The sequence below is a fragment of the Mastigocoleus sp. MO_188.B34 genome (genome assembly GCF_030065675.1).
In the GTDB taxonomy this organism is placed as follows: Bacteria; Cyanobacteriota; Cyanobacteriia; order Cyanobacteriales; family Nostocaceae; genus Mastigocoleus.
Map to the genome: position 1 here is coordinate 1 of NZ_JASJDK010000123.1, position 21730 is coordinate 21730.

Here is a 21730-nt window from a genome sequence, read left to right on the forward strand (position 1 = left end):
GAATATATAAATATTTAAATCTGAAGTCTAAATCTAGAATATTTTAAAAATAATTCAAATAAAAATAATTCAAAAGCCTGGTAAAAAACCTTAAGTAAGCTAACCATAGGATTACTCATAACTTACGAACCTGTGCTCAATGGGCAGTCATACCAAAAGATTTTGTTGTGCACCCTATTCTACTTAAAACAAAGTCATAGCATTTGTTTAAAACAAACGTGGTGACACTCTACTTAATATGTTCGCTGCTAAGGTGAGCAATTGATTGTTTAATCCAATCTTCTACGTAAGCATCATCATCTAATCCGATTTCCTCGCTGACGTAGTGCAAAGCATGACCGACTTCATTGGGAGTGTAACCCAGGGCTAACAATGTCATTTGTACTTCTTCCAGAATTCCTGGTGCAGGTCCACCGGTAGCAACGAAGAAGCCAGCAGATTTGCGCCATTCAATCAATTTACTCTTTAGTTCCAAACAAATCCGTTCTGCGGTTTTTTTGCCGATTCCTGGAGTTTGGATTAATAACTGCACATTAGCACTGACGATCGCTTGAACTAACTCTGGTAATTCCAAAGTATCTAACATTGCGATCGCTAATGCTGCACCGATTCCACTCACACTTTGCAAATATCGAAATAAATCCCTTTCTGCTGGGGAGCTAAAACCATAGAGAAATGGAACCTCATCCCGAATTTGAAAATGGGTGAAAACCTGCACAGTTCCGCCCGATTCTGGCAATTGCTTTGCCACTCGTCCCGGAATTTGCAAATCATAACCCAAACCATTTACTTCCAGAGTTAAGAGGTAGCGATTGGCGCTACTGTTCTGGATGCCAGCCACAATACCTTTAAGATAGCTAATCATTCCAAGAAACCAAAATGTTTCAAACCTTCTAAAATACCACCTGCACACTTATTCTTCGCTAAATAGCGATATTCAGCAGGATTTTCATTGTGCCACCCGAGTAACTCCTCACGAGCGTTACCAACAATAATTCCCCGTTCGTTACCGACGGCAAATAAAGCTATGTCATTCCCCGAGTCGCCACAGGCTACAGTCCTTTCAGCCCCAAATTGCCATCTTTGGCGCAAAAACTGCATTGCCTGACCTTTATCGCTGTGATGAGGAACAATGTCAAGGTCAATACCACTACTATAAATTAACTTTATATCTAAATTGGCATCTTGTAATGCTGATTCTAATTGCGGTAGCACTTTTGTCGCTGCCGCTTGTTCGATATGGAAACTTAATTTAAAGGCACCTTGTTCCGATTGTTGTTGCATAATTAACTCAGGGAAGTCAGTGGTTATTGATGATACCAGATCTCTATCCCATCCTGGTGAAAGTTTTTCTGACCAAGCTGGATCTGGTTGGTTTTTACCATCTAGATACATTTCTGTACCGACAGCAACAACTAATGCATCTGGATCTAAGAGGTTTTTTTCTTCTTGAAGTTCCTGGTAAAGAATTCGCGATCGCCCCGTAGCATAAACAATCTTAGTTCCGTGTTCTTGGCGATGTCGACTTAATTCCTGATTTAGTTCTACTAAAGCATTGTCGTCACCGACTAAAGTGTTATCCAAGTCGCTTACAAACATAAATTTCGCCACGTTGTTCAACCTCTTGTCTCTGCTGTTGTATAAAAAAGTTGATGTCTTGTATATTTATTATCCTTCTTTCTTTGTTAGTTATTTAACTAATTTGTGAGACATTGTGACTTTTTTTGAAATATTGTATTACTTCATAGGAGCGGTTTTTAGCTTGATGCAATAGTTGCGATCGATTTGAATGTATTGCTGTTAATGAGAAGAACCAGAGACGCGACATAATGACCTCGAAATTCTTTACCTAATACCTAAGGTACGTTTCTCTGAGAGGATCATAGCTTTTTGGATTAAGGAAATATTTGCACATTGATTTAATTAATGTCTTATACAATACAGGATAACTGCTAAAATTGAGTAATACGTGCAAATGATTGCAGACATCCCTGTTTGTAATGGGTTTAATTGACAAAATATTTTCTTATCTCTCAAGTTAAAACATAATTAGGCAAGCAAAAAACCTGATAAGGTATATTCAAAAGTACGATGTACTAACAAAAAAAGTTGTAAAGAAGTGGATTATCTGGAATTTCTAGCTAAGGTAATCTGACCATGAATTTAAACCGTGAAACAATTAAAGAACTATTTTCCATACTCGAACCCTTAATGGGTAATGAGAAAGAGCGTAATAATTTATTACAGCAAGCATTTGGTACCAATGCACCTATATTGCGACACATTGACTGTAGCGGTTCTGTGGCAACTTTTATACCTGAAATGTTGCATAAACTAACATCTCACAGCGAGGTCGCACCAGGAAAACAAGCACTATGGGTTTTATTAGAAACAGTTCGTGAAAATGTAGGTGATGATATAAAAGAACGTATTGATAAATTAAGAGCTTTTATTAATTCGCCAGCAAAACCAATAGTAGATACAAGTATTATTAATGACAAAGAAGTAGAGCAGATAGTAGAGATAGAGAATTTAGAAAGCTCTGTCCTGAATCCTGAATTAGTAAAATTAATTAATTTAGCATTAACAACTGGTAATGAAAGTGATAAGAGTGGTCAGCTTTCAGAGAAACAAAAAGAAGAATTTGATTATCTAAAAGAGCAAATAAAATCACTTCGATTAATAGAAAAACAGCTAACGGATATAGAAAATAATGCTCGTCACTTGGTTTATGAAATGATGCAATTTCTTGAGTCGGAATTAGCACAAATTCGTTCATTAGCTGAGGATACTGAAAAAGGATTAGAAAATAAGATCAAAATCCAAAATTATGAAAGTCTAATTAAAGATGTTAGAAAATTTACTACTCAGTTAGATCATGGCAAAGAAGCTGCTAGCTGGTTAAATCAAAATCTCACTCAACTGGCTTACATGGCAAGAAAAGGTGCATTAGATAGATGTCCAGATATTAAAAATCAAGTTAATCAAAAGCAAATGGATGATTTCCGCTTAACTGTTGAATTATACCTGGAATGTATAAGTCATTGTTGTTCTTGGGGTAGATACAATAGTCTAGATTTCCCAGAGATTCCTTTGGTCTTAGACATTTCCGTATATGAAATAGCATTTAATCTTGTGAAGGAACAAATACCCACTCATTTATCTAATGCAGCTATTGAGCAACTTCAAGACTATACTGACTATTTAATTAAAAGATTACCGTTCTATTGTTGCTCCTGAATGTTGTTCATCTCTATTATCATTTTGTGCTTTAACTTTAGTTTTTTGTCAGCATCATTTGCTAGATCTTCATATTCTTTTATTTGTTTCAAAGCGTTATCAAAAGCTATATCAATATTCTCTTCCTGCTCCATTAATTTTTGGAATTTCTTCTTCAACTCATCAAAAGCAGGCATGCTACATTACCTCCGTAATTACCTGTAAATAATGCATTCAACTATTTGATGACACAGCAGGAAAAAAGAAAATCATATGAAAAAAAATAATTAAATTTGACGAAAACAAAAATTGCGTTATACACCCATAACCCTGTCTATTTCTAAAATTATGTTCTTTAACCGGTATTGTGTAGAATTAAGCGGAACGCTAAAAACCAAACGTAAAAACCTTTTTTCACCCTGTGGCACAATGTTGCAAAAAGATATGATGAAGATTTTTGACCACTAAAGTGGCGACGCTTTAGCTTTGAAATTTGAGCGAACATATTTTTAGGGTGCTTGAAGCTTGTGATTTTCACTCTGTATGAATTTTAGGCTTTATGCCAATATTTAAATTGTCTTTCTAAAAGAGCTGCAGCCAAAGCAAACAGCGTAGATCGGAATAATAAATACTCCTAAATAAGTTAATATTATCAGTGTAAAATTTATCTCTACATTCTGCGTATTCTGCTAAAATTTAGCAGTACTTTTGCATGGGAGTAGTAAACTTGACCGTCCAACTATCGCAACCTGACTTCCAAAAACTCACCCGTATTGTTCAGAACTTACCCGATTTTGCTAACGTGCGTGATCGCCGTCGTCTAATTATTGGAGTATTTGAAGGTGTACCTCAATCTGATGTTATCTTGGCGCGGTTAGATTTGGAGGGTGCACCTATGGGTGTTGCTGTGGAAGTAGTGCGGTTTTTATGCCAATTTGGACGAGTTGCTTATGATAAAGAAGCTCTTGCTGTCTTCCTCAACTATATTCAGTCTTTTACTGGGGATGAGGATACGGATTTTATAATAGAACTATTTCAAAATTATCCCCTTGACGTTCCAGCTAGTGCTAATCGTGGAATTAAAAATTGGAAGGGAATCGATAGTACGGCTGATATTAAAGAAAAGATTATTGGGGAAAATACGTTACGCGATATCTACATTTTAAATCTAGCTCTGGAAGCATCAAAAGCGGTGGTTCGTATCCGTACTCCCAACAGTTTGGGTACGGGGTTTATGGTTACACCTGATTTACTGATGACAAATAATCACGTTATCCAAAGTCAAGAAGTTGCAGAAAAAAGTGACTTTAGCTTCAATTATCAGCTGGATACCAATGGAAAAGAATGTTCAACACAAATAATAGGGGCTTTGCCAAATGGTATATTTTACACTAATGAAGAATTCGATTTTACAATAGTAAATCTGAAAAACGTACCCGACTTTGGTAACCCATTAATTTTCAGAAATAAATTAATGCGGCGAGATGACCGCGTAGCAATTATTCAGCATCCTGGCGGACATTTAAAGAAAATCTCGCTCCAAAATAATTTTGTTGGTTACGCTGACAGGGAAGTATTGCAATACACTACAAGTACAGAGCCGGGTTCATCAGGTTCGCCTGTTTTTGATGATGATTTTCAAGTCGTTGGTATTCATCATAGTGGTGGGATCCTTCCGGAACCAGGTACGCAGAAAAGGTATTTACGTAATGCTGGGACGAGTGCGATCGCGCTCTTAAATGACCTGAAAAATAATGTGCCGAAAATTTATACTCGCTTAGTTAAATAGTTAGCCAATGACAATAAGTAACAATACCATAAATAAATTATTACCTTTACTTAGACCCCTGATGGAAAATGAAAGCCAGCGTCGGGGGTATTTAATCAGGGCGTTGGGAACAAATAATCCATTACTACATCGCTTAGTTTTACATACACCAACGAATGTTTTTATTCCTAATTTGGTAAATGAATTAGTTTCTTTTGGGGAAATTTCTTCAGGAAAACCTGCACTTTGTGTATTGTTGGAGGTGATTTACGAGGATGTAGGAGAAGATGTACAGCACGTTTTATACGAACAATTACAATGTATCAAAAATGAACTCAACAAAAATAAAAATGTAGTAGCTCTTACAAGTATCAGTAAAGAACAAGTAAGTTGTGATGAACAGTCTCCTTTTGGTGAAAAAAATACAAATTTAACCAAAACTAAAAATAATACTCATATAAATGAATATGTTGAATACTTGGTTTTAGAAGAACTACTAAAAATAGGAGAATGGCAGCAAGCGGATCAAGAGACTAAGATAATTTTGCTCAAATTATTCGGCAAACAAAGAGATAATGGTTTGGGAGTAAAAGAAATAAGAGCCTTACCATGTGAAGTAATATGTACTATTGATAAACTTTGGAAAAAATACAGTCATGAGAAATTTGGCTTGAGTGTACAAAAACAAATATGGCAAGATTTAAAATTAAATGACTCAAAAAATCAATCTATACTATTTAAATTAAAAAAAATTTTTGGAAAAGCTGACCAACAAGTTTACAACGATAAAGATAAAGATAAAGATAAATGGTATTGTTTCGCTGAAAAAGTCGGCTGGTACCAAGAAAATAATTGGATTTCCTATCAAAATCTGTCTTTTGAATTAAATCATGTAAAAGGTAATCTTCCATATTGTCGCGGCTGGTGGAAAGGTATGCGATATCAATATGAAGCTAAACGCTTTTCCGAACTAATGTTGAAGGTCGAAAAATGTTCCATTAGTATGATGATCGCAATTGTGATTATGTTGAATTTTATTGAGATAGTTTAGAGAATAGCAGTAAATAATGGTGTGATCCACAGGTTATTACCTCTGCTCAGATCCTTAATGGAAGATAAAAAAGAACTTCGGGGCTATTTGAGCAGGGTACTAATTAATGCACCCGTTCTCAATCAGCTTAGATTGGGGTCATCACAGAAAAATTGTCAAGACATCACAGAGCGGTACGATATTTAATTACTAAAGCACGTAATACTTATCGTCAAACTGTAGAACACAACCAATGGGTTTATTAGCAGAAATTTCTCACTCAAAATGGGTAATTAATGATAATTGGTATCGCAGTTTGTTGTTCAATCGGTATTTTTTAGAATATCGTTATGTTAACAAGGAATACGAAATTCAACGTTGGTCTGATGTTCATCCTTTAATTAGATAAATACCAGAATTTAAACAAGCGGTGGCTAAAATGCAGTTGTGAAATCGCAATTGAACCTGAAAGATATAAAGTAAAATCAAAATTTACGCCATCAACCCAACATCAACCAAGCGTGAAAACAGATACGATCTTCTACTGCCTATTCCAAAGCTTTCCCAGCATCTTCTTTGAACTGAACTTATCAATCAACCACCCGAAACCGCCAAAAACTACCAATTTTCCTCCGTAGAAGTCAAGCAACTCGCTTTCCGAATTGATGGTGTATTTCTCCCCAAAAATCAGGCTACATCATTGAACGGACGTGTAGGTATTTGATTATAAACTTCTGTATTCTCTTCAAGAGCTTGGCGTATATCGTATTGCGTTTGTAAATTCAACCAAAACTGAGCGCTATTACCAAAATAGCGAGAAAAATGCAAAGCTGTATCTGCTGTAATACTGCGTTTACCAGATAAAATTTCACTAATCCATGTCTGAGCTACACCTATATCTTTGCTCAATCGATAAGGGGTGATATTTAATGGTAAAAATTCTAGTTGTAAAATTTCTCCAGGATGTATGTTTGGTAAACGGTTGTCGTTCATCGTTATTGACCTGCGTTAGTGATAATCTACTATTTCAAATTCCTCAATAATATTCCCCAATCAAACCTCAAAGATATAAAGTAATATCTAAACTTACGCCAGCAACTCAGTTTCATTCATCAGCGTGAAAACAGATACGATATTTTACCGTTTATTCCAAAGCTTCCCCAGCATCTTCTTTGAACTCATCGATCAACCACCCGAAACCGCTAACAACTACCAATTTTCTTCCGTAGAAGTCAAGCAACTCGCTTTCCGAATTGATGGTGTATTTCTCCCCAAAAGCGATCCATCATCCCCCATCTACTTTGCAGAAGTCCAATTCCAACCCGATAAAAAATTCTACTCTCGCCTGTTTACTGAAATATTTCTTTACCTTGATAAAACAGAACTTACCAATAATTGGCGTGGAGTAGTAGTTTACCCAAGTCGTAGCATTGATGTGGGAGAAACAGAAAGATATTTAGAACTACTCACATCCGGACGAGTAACGCGGGTATATTTAGACGAATTAGATTCAGCAGCAGAGCAGTCCATTGGTCTTGGGACTGTTAAATTAGTAGTAGAGCCAGAATCAAGTGCAGTCACAAAAGCTAGGGAGTTAATTAAACTCGCCGGAAAAGAAATAACATCGAAAATTACCCAAAGGGAATTTATCGAACTAATAGAAACGATTATTGTTTATAAATTTCCCCAGAAAAGTCGGGAGGAGATTGAGAAAATGTTTGGATTTAGCGAGTTAAAGCAAACTAAAGTTTATCAAGAAGCTAAACAAGAAGGTAAAGCAGAAGGTAAAACACAAGGAAAACTAGAAGGGAAACTCGAAGCAGTTCCTTTTATGTTAAATTTAGGTGCTACTGTAGAACAAATAGCTGAAGCCTTAGACTTGGATGCCGAGTTGGTTAGATTAGTAGCTCTAAAAGCTAATACTAAACCACAATAAAATTATTCATAAAAACAACTAAGTCATAAAAACAACCGAGAAAACCTCGATCAGCTGACCTTAGCTTTGCTTCCTAAGATCTACAGTTAAGTACTTAGACAAAATTAATTGTATATTTGTCATTGCGTATGACTAACTTCACGCTTTGCTAACAGCTTTGCTGCCTGCTAGTGGAGCGTAGCGTAACGCAGCAATCGCAGGGCTTTGAGATTGCTGAGGACGCCCTCCGCGTTCAGCTTTGCTGCGGTCTAACACTATCGTTCGCAATGACATAAATATTTTTGTCCACCTACTTACCAAATTTTCTTCATCTCTAATATCTCCTATCCCGCCAATAGTTCAAAACTTCAGTTAATTCCAATTGATTCACAGCATGAAACTACGCTGTGAATTGTAACATTTTGACTTTTTACTTTTTACTTTTTACTTGCGCATAGCACTAGGCTTGCGTAATTTTTAGTTATGGGCAACAAATTAAAAGTTATTCTGTGCAAGGTAATTTTTGTCAATCTGCCCAAATATAGACTTAAATTAAAACCGCATCGCCAACAGCGAAATTAACTATCTTGCAAATTTTCAATTAATAAATCTACTTGCTGCTGACGTTCTCGTAGAAAAGTTTCGCATTCACACAAAGATTTTGCAGCCACAGCAAACTGCTCGAATACTTCTTCCAACTCCAAATTACCCGCCTCAATACTAGCAATTATTGCCTCTACCTCAGCAACTTTCGCTTCATAATTCCACTCAGAATCCAATTTTTCAGCCGATTTCATGATCATTACAGTCTTTATCCCTTAATGCCCTAGTATTTTTTATTTCCGTAACTCGTACCTGAATTTCTCCATCATTCAACTCTACCAATAACCGATCCCCCTCAGTCAAGTCAGCAGCACAACGAGCAATAATTCCGTTTTCTTGTCTTACTACAGCATAACCACGCTTTAGCACTGCTTTGGGGTCAAGAGTTACTAACTTTTGTCTTAACATCTCTACATATGCAAAAGATTGTTGCAACTGTGAGGTTGTTCCTTGCAATAATCTCTGACGCTTCCAGCTTAAAGCTTGTAACTCCTGTTCGGTTTGCCGTTCTAAGCCCAAACGTCGCAAACGATTTTCGATTAATTGCAGTCTATCTGCTTCATCTGTGTAATAAGTACCCACCACTTCAAATACAGTAGTAACTCGTTCTTGATGTTGACTGTAAAGTTCTGCGATCGCAGGTACAACTAATTCTGCTGCTGCTGTAGGGGTATGGACTTTTCGATCTGCGACCAAATCTACCAATGATTCATCTCTTTGATGACCGATACCCGTAATTACCGGTATTGGACATTCAGCAACTGCTCTAACTACTCGTTCATCATTAAAACAAGCTAACTCTTCTACAGCCCCTCCACCACGGGATAAAATCAATACTTCTGCCCGTTTGTCCTGTTCTACTCTCTTAATTGCTTTGACAATTGAACTTGGCGCTTGTTCACCTTGGACTGTTGCCGGAGAAAACAGTACGTGTAAACCCGGGTATCTTTGTCTTAAAGTTTTTTGAATATCGCCCCAAGCTGCTGCGGTTGGTGAAGTGACAACAGCGATCGCTTGGGGATGGGTAGGAAGAGATTTTTTTCTCTCAATATCAAATAACCCTTCAGCCTCCAAACGTTTTCGTAGTTGCTGGTAACGTAACGCTTGCAAACCAACACCAGCAGGCAAAGTTTGCCATACATTAAGTTGATATTCTCCCCTTGCTGGATATAACCGCAAACTACCCAAAATAATTAACTGTTCCCCAACTTTTGGTAACTGGGCGAGTTTTCCTAGCTGACTCCTCCAAATTACGCATTTAATAGCTGTGCCACCATCAGGATCTTGGAAAGTGAAAAATAATCCGACCTTATGATTATTGGCGCTAGAAACTTCTCCTTTCACCCAAATTTGGCGTAAATGCTTGTCTTCTTCCACAAGCAAACGAATATAGTCAGTTAATCCAGTTACTGAAAGTGCTGTATCAGCAATGAGGTCGACAGCAGAATTAGAAAGCTCAAAAGACATGATTTTGGTGGGAACCGACGCGAGTCTAGATGTATTATTTTTTATGTTTGCTTATATAACGATAAAGACCCTTAATGTAGCACCAATTAAATTAGATGTCATCAATTTAGGGTCATAAGTCAATTTCCTATCAGGTCTATTAAAATATAGTTTCAATCCTTTTTTAAATATTTTTTAGTTTTCCTTCGAATGTGCTAAACATGCCTTATAGTTACTGCATAATCATTATGTAACTTTGTCAACCAACTGAGCGAAAAAGAAGATTCTTTTACATGTAAGCTGAGTAAATATACATAGTAATCTCAAGTTTCATCACTTGTATTATTTCGGTATCGCACATTCACACAGAACAGAAAATATCAATACAGGGAATATCAAGAGCAATTATTGCAAATAAAATCTGAGGGATTCTTTCTTACCACTTGTTAACTTTAAAATCCCAATAATGAAGTTCGATAGTTCTCATGTCTATTGTCATTAATTTTATAGTCAACTTAAATTATCAATCTTTCAATCTTTAGCGCTACTATTCCTACCAAGGCTACTATTACCTACCAAATAAGCTGTAAATTAGGATGTCCTCACACTTTCACAGCAAGTCAATCAAAAATAAACAGATCCATTCTCGCATTTTTCACGTAAAGTAGTATTTATGTTCTAGTTAACATCTTAGATCGAAATTTAAAATTAGGCACGATTAATCTTACAGATCAACGTCCTTCGTGCTTGGAAAATTTGGAATTAAATTATTATCTTAGAGGCAATAATGGCTGTTAACACCACTGATAATGCAGGAAAGGAAAAAGCCCTCAATATGGTACTGAGCCAGATTGAGCGTACCTTTGGAAAAGGCACAATTATGCGCCTGGGGGATGCTTCCCGAATGAAGGTAGAAACCATTTGTACTGGTGCGCTCACTTTGGACTTAGCTTTGGGAGGTGGTTTACCCAAAGGAAGAGTAATTGAAATTTATGGTCCAGAAAGTTCGGCAAAAACAACAGTAGCGCTGCACGCGATCGCCGAAGTACAAAAAGCAGGTGGTATTGCAGCTTTTGTCGATGCAGAGCATGCTCTCGATCCTACCTATGCATCTGCGCTGGGTGTTGATATCGAAAATTTACTAGTATCTCAGCCCGATACAGGGGAAGCAGCCCTAGAAATTGTCGATCAACTTGTCCGTTCCGCAGCAGTGGATATTGTGGTTGTGGACTCTGTTGCGGCGTTAGTTCCTCGAGCAGAAATTGAGGGGGATATGGGTGATGCTCACGTAGGTTTGCAAGCTCGCTTAATGAGTCAAGCCCTACGTAAAATTACTGGTAATATTGGTAAATCTGGTTGTACGGTTCTATTTATTAACCAGCTCCGGCAAAAAATTGGTATTAGCTACGGTAACCCAGAAACTACAACTGGTGGTAATGCTTTAAAATACTATTCCTCTGTTCGTTTGGATATTCGCCGGATTCAGACTTTGAAAAAAGGTACCGAAGAATTTGGGATTCGCGTCAAAGTTAAAGTAGCAAAAAATAAAGTCGCCCCACCATTTAGAATTGCAGAATTTGATGTTATTTTTGGTCGAGGAATTTCGACTTTAGGATGTATTGTCGATTTAGCAGAAGAAACAGGAATTCTCAATCGTAAAGGTGCTTGGTACAGCTACAACGGCGATAATATTTCTCAAGGTCGAGATAATGCAATTAAATATCTTGAAGAAAATCCAGAAATTACCGAAACTATCAGGCAATTAGTACGTGAAAAACTAGATTTAGGAGCAGTTGTTTCTTCTAATTCTGTAAGCAGCAAAAATGGAAAGAGCAGTAAAAAAGAAAAATCTAGTGATGAAGGATTAGATAAAGCATCACCAGAAAACAGCAAAAAATAAATATAAGTAATTTGAATAAATAGCTTGAGCCTTCTTTCTTGTTCGAGGGAGGCTTAAGCAAATTGGGATTTCACAGTATATCTTATTTCCCAATCCCCAATCCCCAATCCCCAATCCCTAATCCCCAATCCCATAAATGTAATTTTTATTTTGACTCAAAGAAACTATCAACTATTTCTGAATTTTGATGTAATTTTAAATGTTTCTCTAAAATAGATATTCCTACAAGATGGCGATCGCTGGTCTTAAGTTTTTGAAGTGTTTCTGGAGAAGAACTTAAGCCAGAAGGAAAAGGTTTTGTTTTATCAGAAAAATCCTTAGGTCTGCCAATATTTAATTTATCTTTATCTGGTATTAATTGCATTAATAGCTCGGTAGCTACGGTAGGTAAAATTTGGGTAGAGAAATTGATGAAAAACGGAAAAGTTAAATTTCCCAAACGTATAGAATCCCCATCTTGAATTTCTCGGGGTTGATAAATTCTTTCCCCGTTAACATAGGAACCATTAGTACTGTTGAAATCAATTAGAATAAAACCTTTACCTTTGAGGTATTGAATTGCTGCATGACGTCGAGAGATATATTGGTCACCAATGCAAATTCCATTACTTTCACCACGACCGATTGTCCATATCAATTGTGGTTGTAGCAACTTGCGAGATTTTCCTTCTCCTAAATTAGTAATAATGCAAGACTCTTTTCCATTAACTACAGCTTGGATATAACTTTGTCTTGTTTGTGTAAAAGATAAATCAGTAAGATTTTCTAGTTGGAGAATTTGATTTAAAAGAGCACCATGATGTTCATATAACTTCAAAAAAACTTGATAAATTTGCAGTTTTTTCTGAAGCCCATTTTGAGCGAACTCAGTCACCACAGGTGAAAATTCCACTCTTGATAAATGTAAGTTGCTCATATCGGTTGTAAATGTTTAGTGTCAGTTTAAAAGCAGAAAAGTATTGGTACCGATTTTCTAGCAAGACACTGATTTTAAGCAGGTTTATCCCCACTACTCGATAAATATGAAACTACCGAGAGCTTTCTTTTAAATAATTAATTTTGACTGGTGATCGGTATCACTATCTGCTTCCATGAGAAAATCTGAATTTTAAATAATATACTTATATGTACACTTTTAGATTAATTTTTTTGTGTATTTGTTGTAACCGCGTTATTACCGAAGTTATTAAAAAACATAAATCACTGATCAGCGAGTATCATTAAATAGTTATTAATAATCACAATAAATCACGTCGACCATTGGGACGAATAGTCATCCAGTTTGTTTTAGCTAACGCAAGTTGCTCATCTGTAACTTTGGCTCCAGTTAAATTAGCTCCACACAGATTTGCCCCTCGAAGATTCGTATGGGAAAGATAAGCATTACTAAGATCTGCGCCACGTAGATCGGCTCCTTCTAAATCGGCGTAGGAAAGGTAAGTTTTACTCAAGTTAGAATCTCGGAGATTTGCGCGATTCAAACTTGCTCTCCCAAAGTCATTATTGTGAAGATTAGCTCCTTGCAAGTTAGTTTTTTCTAAACGGGAAGAATGGAAATTAGTTTCAGATAGATCTACACCAGGAAGATTTAGCAAACTTAAATTATGGGAAGCAAAATCTCGTCTACCTTTAAGATATGCAGCTAATAAGTTCTCAGCATTCAAGTAAGGCTGTAATTTAACTCTGCTACCAGATGTAGTATTTCCCGAATGAATAGTGCTTGAAGATCTTGGTTGTGTTGTTACCACTCGCTGACGTGAATCTTTAATATTGAAGTTAGTATCTGGAATACGAGCACGTCTTGCACGAATTGCAGCTGCAACTTGTGCTACACCAGAACTACTGCTATTTCCAGTTGAATTATTTGAACTGTTATCAAAGTTGGAGTATTTTCCTTTTCCGATATTATTTGGTTGTGCAACCAAGCCATCAGCTAAACTATCCAGATAAGGTTCCATTTCCAAAGCTCTCAGAACTTCAGAAGCTGAGCGGTAACGATTGCGGACAGAAACTTCAAGCATCTTGCGCAACACTTCAATAAAGTGTTGACTAGCTTTAACCATGTTTTCCCACATCATTTCACCAGTTGTGGGATTGTATTCTAAGTCTTTGGGTGATTTACCGGTTAACAAGTAAATGCAAGTAATTCCCAGAGCATAAATATCACTAGCGTAAACTGGTCGCATAGCCATTTGTTCTGGAGGTGCAAAGCCAGGAGTACCAATAGCGTATGCAGTTAGTGCAGTCTGACCGGATTGTGATGCAGCAACTTGAGTTACTTGGTTTTTAACTGCTCCAAAATCAATTAAAACTAATTTCTTATCTTGAGCGCGGCGAATCAAGTTAGCTGGTTTGATATCGCGGTGAATTACTTGACGCTCGTGGAGATATTGCAGTAATGGTAACATTTCACCCAGAAATTCCCTGACATCAGTTTCATTTTGCGCTCCATTGCGCTTTACCTCTTGTTGTAAAGTTCCTCCACTGATATATTCTTGTACTAAATAAAAATGTTCTCTATCTTCAAAATAGTCTAATAATCGTGGCATCTGGGGATGATTGCCAATTTTCCCTAAAGTTACAGCTTCCCTTTCAAATAGTTCGCGAGCCATCTGTAAGAGATGAGGTGCTGTACCAGAAGGACGCAATTGTTTAATTACACAGCGAGGTTGTCCTGGTAAAACTTTATCTTCAGCTAAAAAAGTTGCTCCAAAGCCACCTTGACCTAAAGCTTTTAGCACTTGATAGCGATCGCGCAATAACAGTTGCGAGTCACAAGAGTGACACAATTTAGCATTTGCCTTATTTTTAGGCTTTGAACAATTAGGATTTAAGCAGTAGCTCATGTACTGTAAACTCGCACCACTACGAATACATTAGGTCTTTACACCCTAATCTCATTATTCAAATTAGAACCTAATGTCGCTAGGTAAATTCTGCTGTAAAAGCTTTAAAGAGTTGCTAAAGATTGACCGATATTGAGTAAAGTCATGGAAAAACCACGAGCTTTGATCCGGAATGGTTTTTTGTGTGTAGTATTACGTAATTAGGTTAGAAGATTGATTTATCTGATTGTCTCAGGAGTATGTAAGGGAGATAGAGGAGCAGTTTTAAACAATCTGTGAAAATTGCTGTACTGCTCTAACTAAATCATCCGGTGTACCAATATCCAAGTAAGTACCTTGAGGAAATGCTTCCGCTTCTACATTCATACCTTGAGCGATAGCTGCTTGAATGACATCCCCAACAGGTAATTCTGGGAGACTGGATAAGTCATTATTCCTTTGGATTTCCTGTAAATAATTGTGTAAAAATTCGCTAAAATTCGGAGTCCATACAGCAATTCCCCACATATAACGCAAATTAGACACCTGGGGTTTTTCGACAATCGAACGGACTTTTCCTGAATCATCAAAGTCTACCATCCCTGCTTTTTGCGGTTGATTGGTAGGAAACAAACCCAATACAACATCAGCATTACTTGCTTCCAAACGCTCAAGTACCTTGACATAAGCATTATTGGGTTGAAACAAAATATCAGGAAAACCCAAAGCCACTATTGCATTTTTTACAAAAGGATAAGCTTGGTCTAAGGTAAAAGGTACCCCAAAAGGTAAACCCACAATTAAATAACCCAGGTGCATTGACAAGATCGAACCATCACCAAAATACCCAGGTATATCCCATTTTCCAGGTTTAAGTATAAAGTATGCTTGCTCAATTCCTGCTAAGTGCATTTTTTCTAGCAGATAATGGGAAACTACTTTTGGTCTGATATGAGATTTCCCATCTAAAGATCTGAACCCAATCGGATATAATTCTTTACTCAGTGGTAATGGAGAAATTCTGGTTGCTTTTCCTCCTGCAGGTAATAGTCCAATAACTTGGCATTTAGTCATAATTCATATCGTAAGGGATTGCCAAAAATTGATTAATACAATATTTTCTAAACCTTGGTGGTGCTCAAATGTGCGCTCTAAGAATAAAATTTGAGCATAAAACCTTGAAAACAAACTGAGAATATTTAACTTGACATTTCTATTTTCTACAGAAATCTGATTATTTTGGAATCATACCAATTTGGAAAAATAATGAGACAAATAAATTTTTGTAGAGACGCGACAGAGCCTGCGGCGTCGGCGTTAGCCTCTGTCGCGTCTCTACAGGGTAATCTGTTGCAATGATTTATTGAATTGGTATCAGTTCCAATATTTTTACAATTTTCAAATGTACTTGATTAATAAAGTATTTAAAAAAGAGAATTGACTGCATATATAGTTTTAAGAAGTAAAGTAAAATAAGAGTTACAAATAATTTTAGGTAGTTGTTAGAGCCTGCAAGGCTTATCTGGCAAGCTGTTGAGAGTTTTTATTCAGAAAATTTATTAACTAAACTTAAGGTTAGGTGAGTGAAGGGTTCATGTTATGATGTTGAGTGCCTGGAAAAAAAGAACCGTTTCAGGTGGAAAAAATGGGCGTTGCTGAATCATAATATGAATTGTGCGATAAGCCGAAGGCATGCGCGAAGCGATCGCCCTGAAAGAGCGCGTTCCGTACGCTGCATCCTCGCGGGGGCGAAGCCCCCGCATCGGAATACGACGATTTTTGAGATAATAAATTAACAACCTAATAGAAAAATCTAGCATTTCTACTGACTTAGAATAGCAAAATGTTTTACGATGTAAGCGCGCTAAGTAATGTCTTAACCTACTGTTTTCACCTTCCACCCTTGTCATATATGTTTTACTAACAAGATGATCTTCTTGATTAATAAAACATGGATAAACTGGATATCCATCTGTTACATAAAAATACGAATTCCATGCTCTAATTCTTTGCCACAACTGTCTAAAAGTATCAGAACTTCTATCCCCTAATATCCATCCTATAATTCCTGGAGTCTTGTGATTGACTACACTCCACAGCCAGACTTTGTTTTTTTTGAGCCGACAAAAGTTTCTAATTCATCAATTTCTGTTATTTCTGGTATTTCTTTTGTCTCCGGATTTTTTGGTAGTGTAGCGCCGATTTGTTTCACCCAGGAAATCACCGTTGTATGATGAACTTTTTTGACTCTTTCTATTGCACGGAAACCAGAACCATTTACATACATTTCTAGGCATTCACGTTTAATTTCATCACTGTAACCTTTTTGATTATGATATTCAATAAACTGACGACTACACTCGGCACATATGTAATTCTGCTTACCTCGTTGCTTTCCATTTTTACGGATATGATTTGAATCACAACGTGGACATTTCATGAAGACTCACCCTAATTCATATTCTCATTATGCAACGCCAAAAAATGTGAACAAAAAATAGAGAATGAAATATTTCGTGGTCATTCTCATGAGCGTATAGTATTTGCACTTGTACGCGTATATTTTTGTTTGGGTTTAAAAAGAATGTAAAAAAGCCCAAAAATGAGTAATAGAGAGATAAAAATAATAATTGGCTTATAATCCCCTACAAAAAGCTTTTAATCTAGAAAACGCTTGAATTTGATATTTTAGCTGTAAAGCTTGAATAAGCTAACTAAGCTTTCTCTTCCCACACCTTTTTTCGTTCACCCGCTCTTGAGAATCACCAACTACTTTTGATTGCACCCATTCGGAGTAGTTATAGTTATTCCCAGACACCATCTATTCCCTGAATACATAAGTTCTAAAAAACCACTATATAATTCTTCTTTTAGATAAGGACTGTCTAATACTGCCCAATTTTCCAGCAGTCTTTCCTTGCCATTGATTTTAGCATTACCAATACCACCGTTAGAATTATAAGTCATTTCTAAGTGATCACCTTTTATTGTCCTATAATCTATCTTCCCTGTTCTTTCCCAGTCTTTATCATCTATCTCTGTGTTATCCAAAGCCTTTTTCAAAGACTCAAAAGTGGGATAATGAGTTGTAGAAACGACATCTGTTATCCAAGCTGTATTAGTCCCGGTTGCTGCTAAAGACTGATAGTGTTTATACTTTTCTGAAACTTGCTCTTGCCAACTAACTTGATCACCCCAAGGTCGGGCGCACAACCAAGTTTTTTCAATTCGCCAAATATACCAATTATGATACTTTTGGGGTTGACTATAGCGACTTGGAAGTACAAGATGAGAACGACCTGGTACTCCTGCTAGTTTATCTTTGTTATTCAATCTTAATTGATAAATTACTGCACCTTTTTCTTGTACATATTGGTCGCCTGGAGAAGCACCAGTTGCCATTGAATTGTGATAAGTACCAGCTAAACTAATTACGGCATTACTCAATCCTTTGGGGTCACGAATAACTAACTTATAGGTAGCATATTGAGCATTAATTGTTCCTTTGACTTGATAGGAACGTCTGGGGATAAGAAGCGTCCCTAAACTGTAATCTGAGGCGACATATAATGTTTCCCAAAATTGGTTATGTTCGTGATAAGTGTAATAACTAGGATGACTTGCTCTGAGAACAAAAGGTAGAGGCACCTCTTTCCTGGCAAGGGCTTTAAACTGATGTGGAGGTCGATAATTACTTAATGCTGCTAGTACAGCAACGTTTGCCTTTTTATTGCCAATACGTTCTACAGTTTTAGGGTTATCTCCCCACCAAATCCATGCTAAAGCACTTAATTCACTTCCATCCCAAGTTCCCCGATCAAAACCCCTACTTTCTGCACCCCCAGCAGTCCCCCAACTTAAACGTAATGCCATATTTGCTGCATACCAATCCAGTGTAGCTTTGGCTAATTGTTTTAGTTCAGGGGTTTTGGCAAAATCATAAATATTGAGTAGTCCACCAATAGCATAGCCATAATAAGTAGAAGAGTGAAATTCCCCTTGTCCAATTGTGAGAAACTTATTCAATTCTGAACGTAGCCAAGCTTCATTTGTTGCTGCTACTGCTGGACGAGAATTTGACCATCCACTTCCATCCATTAAAGCCAGACCTGACATTCTTTGCATAAACATATGATTTTCCGTTCCCTGTTCCATCCATTGGGAAACACGGGAGCTTTCTATCATACTGCGATAGGAATCTGTGACTTTTTTAGGCATCAGATCTCGAAATAAAAAGAAAATACGGACATCATAAATGCTGCGGAAATGGTAAAGTTTGGGTAGGTCTTTATCCATATTCAAGAGAACTTGCCAACTCTGCTGAGGAGCGTATTGTTCTTCTAAACTAAGACGAGATAAAATAACTGGAAGCAAGTATTTATGAGGATCCTCCAGATTAATCCTTCGCCACCAAGCATCAAGTTTCTCTAAATCTTGTGCAGCTAACTTTTCTTGAATAGCAAGACTGCGAAGTTGAAAAGCTTGCTCTTGTGATTCTTCTTGAGTCTGCTTTTCAAGTGCATTGTTCTGTTTAGTTATGGGTAAGGCTGTTTCTGCTATTTGAGAGCCTGAACTAGCACAACTAATCAAAACTAAGAGAGTAGCGATCCCCAAAAGTTTAGGTTTCATCTTATATCATTTCCCAAATAACGTGTTATGTGGATTAAGCGCTCAAACCCTTATCATTACTTAGTTAAACACTTTCACCCCTTATAGCGATATAACCTTGCTACCCGACCACAGTCTCGCCCTTTTTAGCTTGAAATTTATTCGTGAAACTACTTACGACGACGGCGTAGAGTTAGTTGAGCTTCATACAAATTTCCTGGAATTGGTGTCAACCCATCATCTGCTACGACCACATTTTTATCACCACAAACCATCGCCCAAGCGCAGCTTAGATCAATAGCAACACCACGAATACCAACTAAAGTACCACTGGAATGAGCATCAGGTTGATAAACAAATTTTGCTAAATTACCTGTGACATTCACATTCCAATGAACTACATTTTTACCATTGAATGGTCCCGCCTTCTTAGCACCTCCTGGAGAACTGTCATTTTGAGTGGAGATTTCTGTACGAATCACATCAAAAGGTAAACCACGATGGGAGTCAAATGTCCCATGTAGCATTTTGCCTCTACTCCAGACATTACCAGAAGAAAAGTTTTCTACATTTATGCCATGAAAAACTTGAGAATTGATTTGAAAATCACTAATCAAAATATCTGCTGCTGCAAATCTATTAGCAGTAGCATGGTGCATTTTGACATCACCTGTGAAATTTATTTTTTTGGCAGTTATATTTTTTGACTGAGAAATTATTAATCCATTTTCGGCATTTTTAATTGTAATATTTCTTGTCCAACAGTTAATTGCTCGATTGAAGTAAATACCGTTGTAACCCAAGTTTTCTAAATGAGTTGTTCTCAAAGGAGTCCCTAGCATATTTATTGTTAGATTTTCAATGCCAGATTCTTGTATATAAGAACCAATAGCTTTAAATCCAACTTTCCATTCTGGTAACACATCTAAGCGCAACGGTTGTTTTAAATAAACAGTATTATCAACAATTTTATCTATCTGGACAGGCCAATTGTACTCTGGTTTAGCTTTGACAGTATTCCAAGGATACTTTGCCATTAAAGGAGAACCCGCTACATATTTCATCGGCAGATGGCGTATACCCTGGAGTTTAAGTCCTTCGGACACGCTTCGCGAACGGGTATGGAGAGGTAAAGGTACTCCATCACCAGCCCAACTTGGCTTAAAACTGATTAAACGCTTGCCAAAGCTGTTGACCAAACACTTTCAAGTTATGATCTTAGCTGATACAGGTTTTGGTAGCGCAGAGTTTATACATGGTATACGTAAACTAAAATATCATGCAATTATAGGCGTAGCCATAAGCCGTACACTATTTGATGGAAGGAGTTTAAGACATTTACATAAACAGGGACAACAACTACGTTTGCTAGGTTTAGATTTTCCCGTTACTGTGTCTTGGTATTATCTGAAACGCGATAATGGCAGACTAGAAAAAAGAATTATCATATCTACCAGACCCCTAAAAGCTAGCACCATTAAGTGGTGGGGAAAACGCAGATGGTGAGCCAGTGCGGTGGACGGGTTCCCCGGCATAAATCAACTGGCGAACCCGAAGGGCAAATAGAGGGTTGGTTTAAGACTGCAAAGCACCGTTTTGGTCTCCACTGCTTTGGTCAAAATACTTTGCTTGGAACGTATCGCTGGCTCATTCTTTCTTTCACTGCTTACTTTATTGCTCATTGGACTTATTTATCGACTCAGTCATCGTTACCACCTAACTGGGGTGAGGCTGCACAAACGGCCTTAGAATCTATCTTCCCAAAAATTGTAGTGTCTCTTCTTTTACTTGATATTGAACGGTTAATTTCTCTTGCACGTAGTTGTGGTTTTGACATCCATATTTCCAGGTGCAAGATCTAAGCGTCTGCATTTCAATTTTCCGTACAGAGTAATAAATTTATATTCAGGAGACTTAAACATACCTACACTCTTTAAAAATATGATTCCTCTGATCGGTTATAGCGATCGCTTGTCTGTTGCTCCTGGGATGAAGATTGAATTTAAAGTCAGCAGTAACCAGCCCCAACCCTATGATGCAAAGCTTGTGCGAGTAATTTCTGGAGACCCGAACCCAGATGGAATTGGTATTCGTGAGGAGGAGTTACCTGCAAGTTTTACTGGTTCCTATCCATCCCAATTTCAACCGGTTTATCTTGGTTCTTACGCCCGTATTGCAGATCGAGGTGTTCTGAGTGGTTTGTTTAGTTTTACTGTAATTGCAACGATATACCCGACTACACCAGAGAAGGGAGAACAAGGAATCATATGTAAATATGATAGCGATATAAAAGCCGGGTTCGCCTTATTTATTGATGCTGATGGCTGTTTGGCTGGTCAAATTGGGGATGGGAAAGGAAATGAAATTCAAGTTTCTACAGGTCAACAATTATGCGAGCGCAATTGGTATCGAGTAT

20 protein-coding genes and 3 pseudogenes are annotated in these 21730 nt (G+C 37.2%); 10 read left to right on the plus strand and 13 right to left on the minus strand.

Features of this window, described 5'->3' with window-relative positions; all coding sequences use genetic code 11:
• Window positions 1-229 precede the first annotated feature (229 nt).
• Together ruvA and QNJ50_RS22940 are read right to left on the minus strand one after the other, a co-directional pair.
• Window positions 230-865, minus strand: a complete 636-nt coding sequence (gene ruvA / locus QNJ50_RS22935) for a Holliday junction branch migration protein RuvA (protein ID WP_300640031.1) — start codon at window positions 863-865, stop codon at window positions 230-232.
• Window positions 862-1611, minus strand: coding sequence for a sucrose-phosphate phosphatase (locus QNJ50_RS22940; RefSeq protein WP_300640034.1), 750 nt, complete (start codon window positions 1609-1611; stop codon window positions 862-864). Before QNJ50_RS22940 ends, ruvA begins: the two co-directional genes overlap by 4 nt.
• 546 nt (window positions 1612-2157) lie before the next feature.
• Between QNJ50_RS22940 and QNJ50_RS22945 the strand changes: the two genes are divergently transcribed.
• A complete protein-coding gene (locus QNJ50_RS22945; protein WP_300640037.1) occupies window positions 2158-3240 on the plus strand; it encodes a hypothetical protein in 1083 nt (360 codons plus the stop codon).
• On the opposite strand, the gene QNJ50_RS22950 is transcribed toward QNJ50_RS22945, so the two are convergent.
• On the minus strand, window positions 3225-3416 hold the full coding sequence (locus QNJ50_RS22950; RefSeq protein ID WP_300640040.1) for a hypothetical protein: 192 nt from the start codon (window positions 3414-3416) through the stop codon (window positions 3225-3227). The two genes, QNJ50_RS22945 and QNJ50_RS22950, sit on opposite strands and share 16 nt — an antisense overlap.
• Window positions 3417-3931: 515 nt before the next feature.
• On the opposite strand from QNJ50_RS22950, the gene QNJ50_RS22955 reads away from it, so the two are divergent.
• From QNJ50_RS22955 to QNJ50_RS22970, 4 genes and pseudogenes are all read left to right on the plus strand, one after another.
• Window positions 3932-5008 carry a trypsin-like peptidase domain-containing protein gene (locus QNJ50_RS22955; RefSeq protein WP_300640043.1) on the plus strand — a complete coding sequence of 359 codons (1077 nt, stop codon included), beginning with the start codon at window positions 3932-3934 and terminating at the stop codon, window positions 5006-5008.
• A 7-nt stretch (window positions 5009-5015) separates the two neighbouring features.
• The gene (locus QNJ50_RS22960; protein ID WP_300640046.1) at window positions 5016-6038 is read left to right on the plus strand and encodes a GUN4 domain-containing protein; all 1023 of its coding nucleotides are present in this window, start codon (window positions 5016-5018) and stop codon (window positions 6036-6038) included.
• Between the two features lie 232 nt (window positions 6039-6270).
• Entirely contained in the window at window positions 6271-6426 is a 156-nt protein-coding gene (locus QNJ50_RS22965) for a hypothetical protein (protein WP_300640049.1), read from the plus strand.
• Between the two features lie 112 nt (window positions 6427-6538).
• Window positions 6539-6699: pseudogene (locus QNJ50_RS22970) on the plus strand (DUF2887 domain-containing protein); the annotation flags it as partial.
• A 5-nt stretch (window positions 6700-6704) separates the two neighbouring features.
• Here QNJ50_RS22970 and QNJ50_RS22975 read toward each other — a convergent pair.
• The gene (locus QNJ50_RS22975; RefSeq protein WP_300640052.1) at window positions 6705-7010 is read right to left on the minus strand and encodes a HigA family addiction module antitoxin; all 306 of its coding nucleotides are present in this window, start codon (window positions 7008-7010) and stop codon (window positions 6705-6707) included.
• A gap of 124 nt (window positions 7011-7134) precedes the next feature.
• On the opposite strand from QNJ50_RS22975, the gene QNJ50_RS22980 reads away from it, so the two are divergent.
• Window positions 7135-7953: an Rpn family recombination-promoting nuclease/putative transposase gene (locus QNJ50_RS22980; protein ID WP_300640055.1), complete on the plus strand. Its 819-nt coding sequence runs from the start codon at window positions 7135-7137 to the stop codon at window positions 7951-7953.
• Window positions 7954-8091: 138 nt separating this feature from the next.
• On the opposite strand, the gene QNJ50_RS22985 is transcribed toward QNJ50_RS22980, so the two are convergent.
• From QNJ50_RS22985 to xseA, 3 genes are all read right to left on the minus strand, one after another.
• Window positions 8092-8226: a hypothetical protein gene (locus tag QNJ50_RS22985; RefSeq protein ID WP_300640058.1), complete on the minus strand. Its 135-nt coding sequence runs from the start codon at window positions 8224-8226 to the stop codon at window positions 8092-8094.
• Window positions 8227-8510: 284 nt separating this feature from the next.
• Window positions 8511-8735, minus strand: coding sequence for an exodeoxyribonuclease VII small subunit (xseB, locus tag QNJ50_RS22990; protein WP_300640061.1), 225 nt, complete (start codon window positions 8733-8735; stop codon window positions 8511-8513).
• Window positions 8716-10002, minus strand: coding sequence for an exodeoxyribonuclease VII large subunit (gene xseA, locus QNJ50_RS22995; protein ID WP_300640064.1), 1287 nt, complete (start codon window positions 10000-10002; stop codon window positions 8716-8718). Before xseA ends, xseB begins: the two co-directional genes overlap by 20 nt.
• A 766-nt stretch (window positions 10003-10768) precedes the next feature.
• On the opposite strand from xseA, the gene recA reads away from it, so the two are divergent.
• A complete protein-coding gene (recA, locus tag QNJ50_RS23000; RefSeq protein ID WP_300640067.1) occupies window positions 10769-11881 on the plus strand; it encodes a recombinase RecA in 1113 nt (370 codons plus the stop codon).
• Between the two features lie 145 nt (window positions 11882-12026).
• Here recA and QNJ50_RS23005 read toward each other — a convergent pair whose 3' ends face one another.
• The 6 genes and pseudogenes from QNJ50_RS23005 to QNJ50_RS23030 form a co-directional block, all read right to left on the minus strand.
• The gene (locus QNJ50_RS23005) at window positions 12027-12797 is read right to left on the minus strand and encodes an FHA domain-containing protein (RefSeq protein ID WP_300640070.1); all 771 of its coding nucleotides are present in this window, start codon (window positions 12795-12797) and stop codon (window positions 12027-12029) included.
• 322 nt (window positions 12798-13119) lie between these two features.
• Window positions 13120-14727, minus strand: a complete 1608-nt coding sequence (locus QNJ50_RS23010; protein WP_300640073.1) for a serine/threonine-protein kinase — start codon at window positions 14725-14727, stop codon at window positions 13120-13122.
• Between the two features lie 264 nt (window positions 14728-14991).
• Window positions 14992-15780 carry a sugar phosphate nucleotidyltransferase gene (locus tag QNJ50_RS23015; protein ID WP_300640076.1) on the minus strand — a complete coding sequence of 263 codons (789 nt, stop codon included), beginning with the start codon at window positions 15778-15780 and terminating at the stop codon, window positions 14992-14994.
• Between the two features lie 692 nt (window positions 15781-16472).
• Window positions 16473-17146 (minus strand): annotated as a pseudogene (locus QNJ50_RS23020) (IS1 family transposase); the annotation flags it as partial.
• Between the two features lie 329 nt (window positions 17147-17475).
• Window positions 17476-19335: a hypothetical protein gene (locus QNJ50_RS23025; protein WP_300640079.1), complete on the minus strand. Its 1860-nt coding sequence runs from the start codon at window positions 19333-19335 to the stop codon at window positions 17476-17478.
• 149 nt (window positions 19336-19484) lie between these two features.
• The gene (locus tag QNJ50_RS23030) at window positions 19485-20513 is read right to left on the minus strand and encodes a DUF4955 domain-containing protein (RefSeq protein ID WP_300640082.1); all 1029 of its coding nucleotides are present in this window, start codon (window positions 20511-20513) and stop codon (window positions 19485-19487) included.
• A gap of 13 nt (window positions 20514-20526) precedes the next feature.
• Here QNJ50_RS23030 and QNJ50_RS23035 point away from each other — a divergent pair, with 13 nt between their 5' ends.
• The 3 genes and pseudogenes from QNJ50_RS23035 to QNJ50_RS23045 form a co-directional block, all read left to right on the plus strand.
• Window positions 20527-20820: a hypothetical protein gene (locus tag QNJ50_RS23035; RefSeq protein ID WP_300640085.1), complete on the plus strand. Its 294-nt coding sequence runs from the start codon at window positions 20527-20529 to the stop codon at window positions 20818-20820.
• Entirely contained in the window at window positions 20814-21176 is a 363-nt protein-coding gene (locus QNJ50_RS23040; protein WP_300640088.1) for a hypothetical protein, read from the plus strand. The genes QNJ50_RS23035 and QNJ50_RS23040 overlap by 7 nt, the downstream gene beginning before the upstream one ends.
• Before the next feature lie 79 nt (window positions 21177-21255).
• Window positions 21256-21730, plus strand: a pseudogene (locus tag QNJ50_RS23045) (hypothetical protein); the annotation flags it as partial.

Excerpts from the sequence above, each read along its gene's own strand:
- ruvA (WP_300640031.1), bottom strand. The coding sequence starts at position 865 with ATGATTAGCTATCTTAAAGGTATTGTGGCTGGCATCCAGAACAGTAGC.
- QNJ50_RS22945 (WP_300640037.1), top strand. The coding sequence starts at position 2,158 with ATGAATTTAAACCGTGAAACAATTAAAGAACTATTTTCCATACTCGAA.
- QNJ50_RS22950 (WP_300640040.1), bottom strand. The coding sequence starts at position 3,416 with ATGCCTGCTTTTGATGAGTTGAAGAAGAAATTCCAAAAATTAATGGAG.
- QNJ50_RS22955 (WP_300640043.1), top strand. The coding sequence starts at position 3,932 with ATGGGAGTAGTAAACTTGACCGTCCAACTATCGCAACCTGACTTCCAA.
- QNJ50_RS22960 (WP_300640046.1), top strand. The coding sequence starts at position 5,016 with ATGACAATAAGTAACAATACCATAAATAAATTATTACCTTTACTTAGA.
- QNJ50_RS22965 (WP_300640049.1), top strand. The coding sequence starts at position 6,271 with ATGGGTTTATTAGCAGAAATTTCTCACTCAAAATGGGTAATTAATGAT.
- QNJ50_RS22975 (WP_300640052.1), bottom strand. The coding sequence starts at position 7,010 with ATGAACGACAACCGTTTACCAAACATACATCCTGGAGAAATTTTACAA.
- QNJ50_RS22985 (WP_300640058.1), bottom strand. The coding sequence starts at position 8,226 with ATGTCATTGCGAACGATAGTGTTAGACCGCAGCAAAGCTGAACGCGGA.
- xseB (WP_300640061.1), bottom strand. The coding sequence starts at position 8,735 with ATGATCATGAAATCGGCTGAAAAATTGGATTCTGAGTGGAATTATGAA.
- xseA (WP_300640064.1), bottom strand. The coding sequence starts at position 10,002 with ATGTCTTTTGAGCTTTCTAATTCTGCTGTCGACCTCATTGCTGATACA.
- recA (WP_300640067.1), top strand. The coding sequence starts at position 10,769 with ATGGCTGTTAACACCACTGATAATGCAGGAAAGGAAAAAGCCCTCAAT.
- QNJ50_RS23005 (WP_300640070.1), bottom strand. The coding sequence starts at position 12,797 with ATGAGCAACTTACATTTATCAAGAGTGGAATTTTCACCTGTGGTGACT.
- QNJ50_RS23010 (WP_300640073.1), bottom strand. The coding sequence starts at position 14,727 with ATGAGCTACTGCTTAAATCCTAATTGTTCAAAGCCTAAAAATAAGGCA.
- QNJ50_RS23015 (WP_300640076.1), bottom strand. The coding sequence starts at position 15,780 with ATGACTAAATGCCAAGTTATTGGACTATTACCTGCAGGAGGAAAAGCA.
- QNJ50_RS23025 (WP_300640079.1), bottom strand. The coding sequence starts at position 19,335 with ATGAAACCTAAACTTTTGGGGATCGCTACTCTCTTAGTTTTGATTAGT.
- QNJ50_RS23035 (WP_300640085.1), top strand. The coding sequence starts at position 20,527 with ATGATCTTAGCTGATACAGGTTTTGGTAGCGCAGAGTTTATACATGGT.
- QNJ50_RS23040 (WP_300640088.1), top strand. The coding sequence starts at position 20,814 with ATGGTGAGCCAGTGCGGTGGACGGGTTCCCCGGCATAAATCAACTGGC.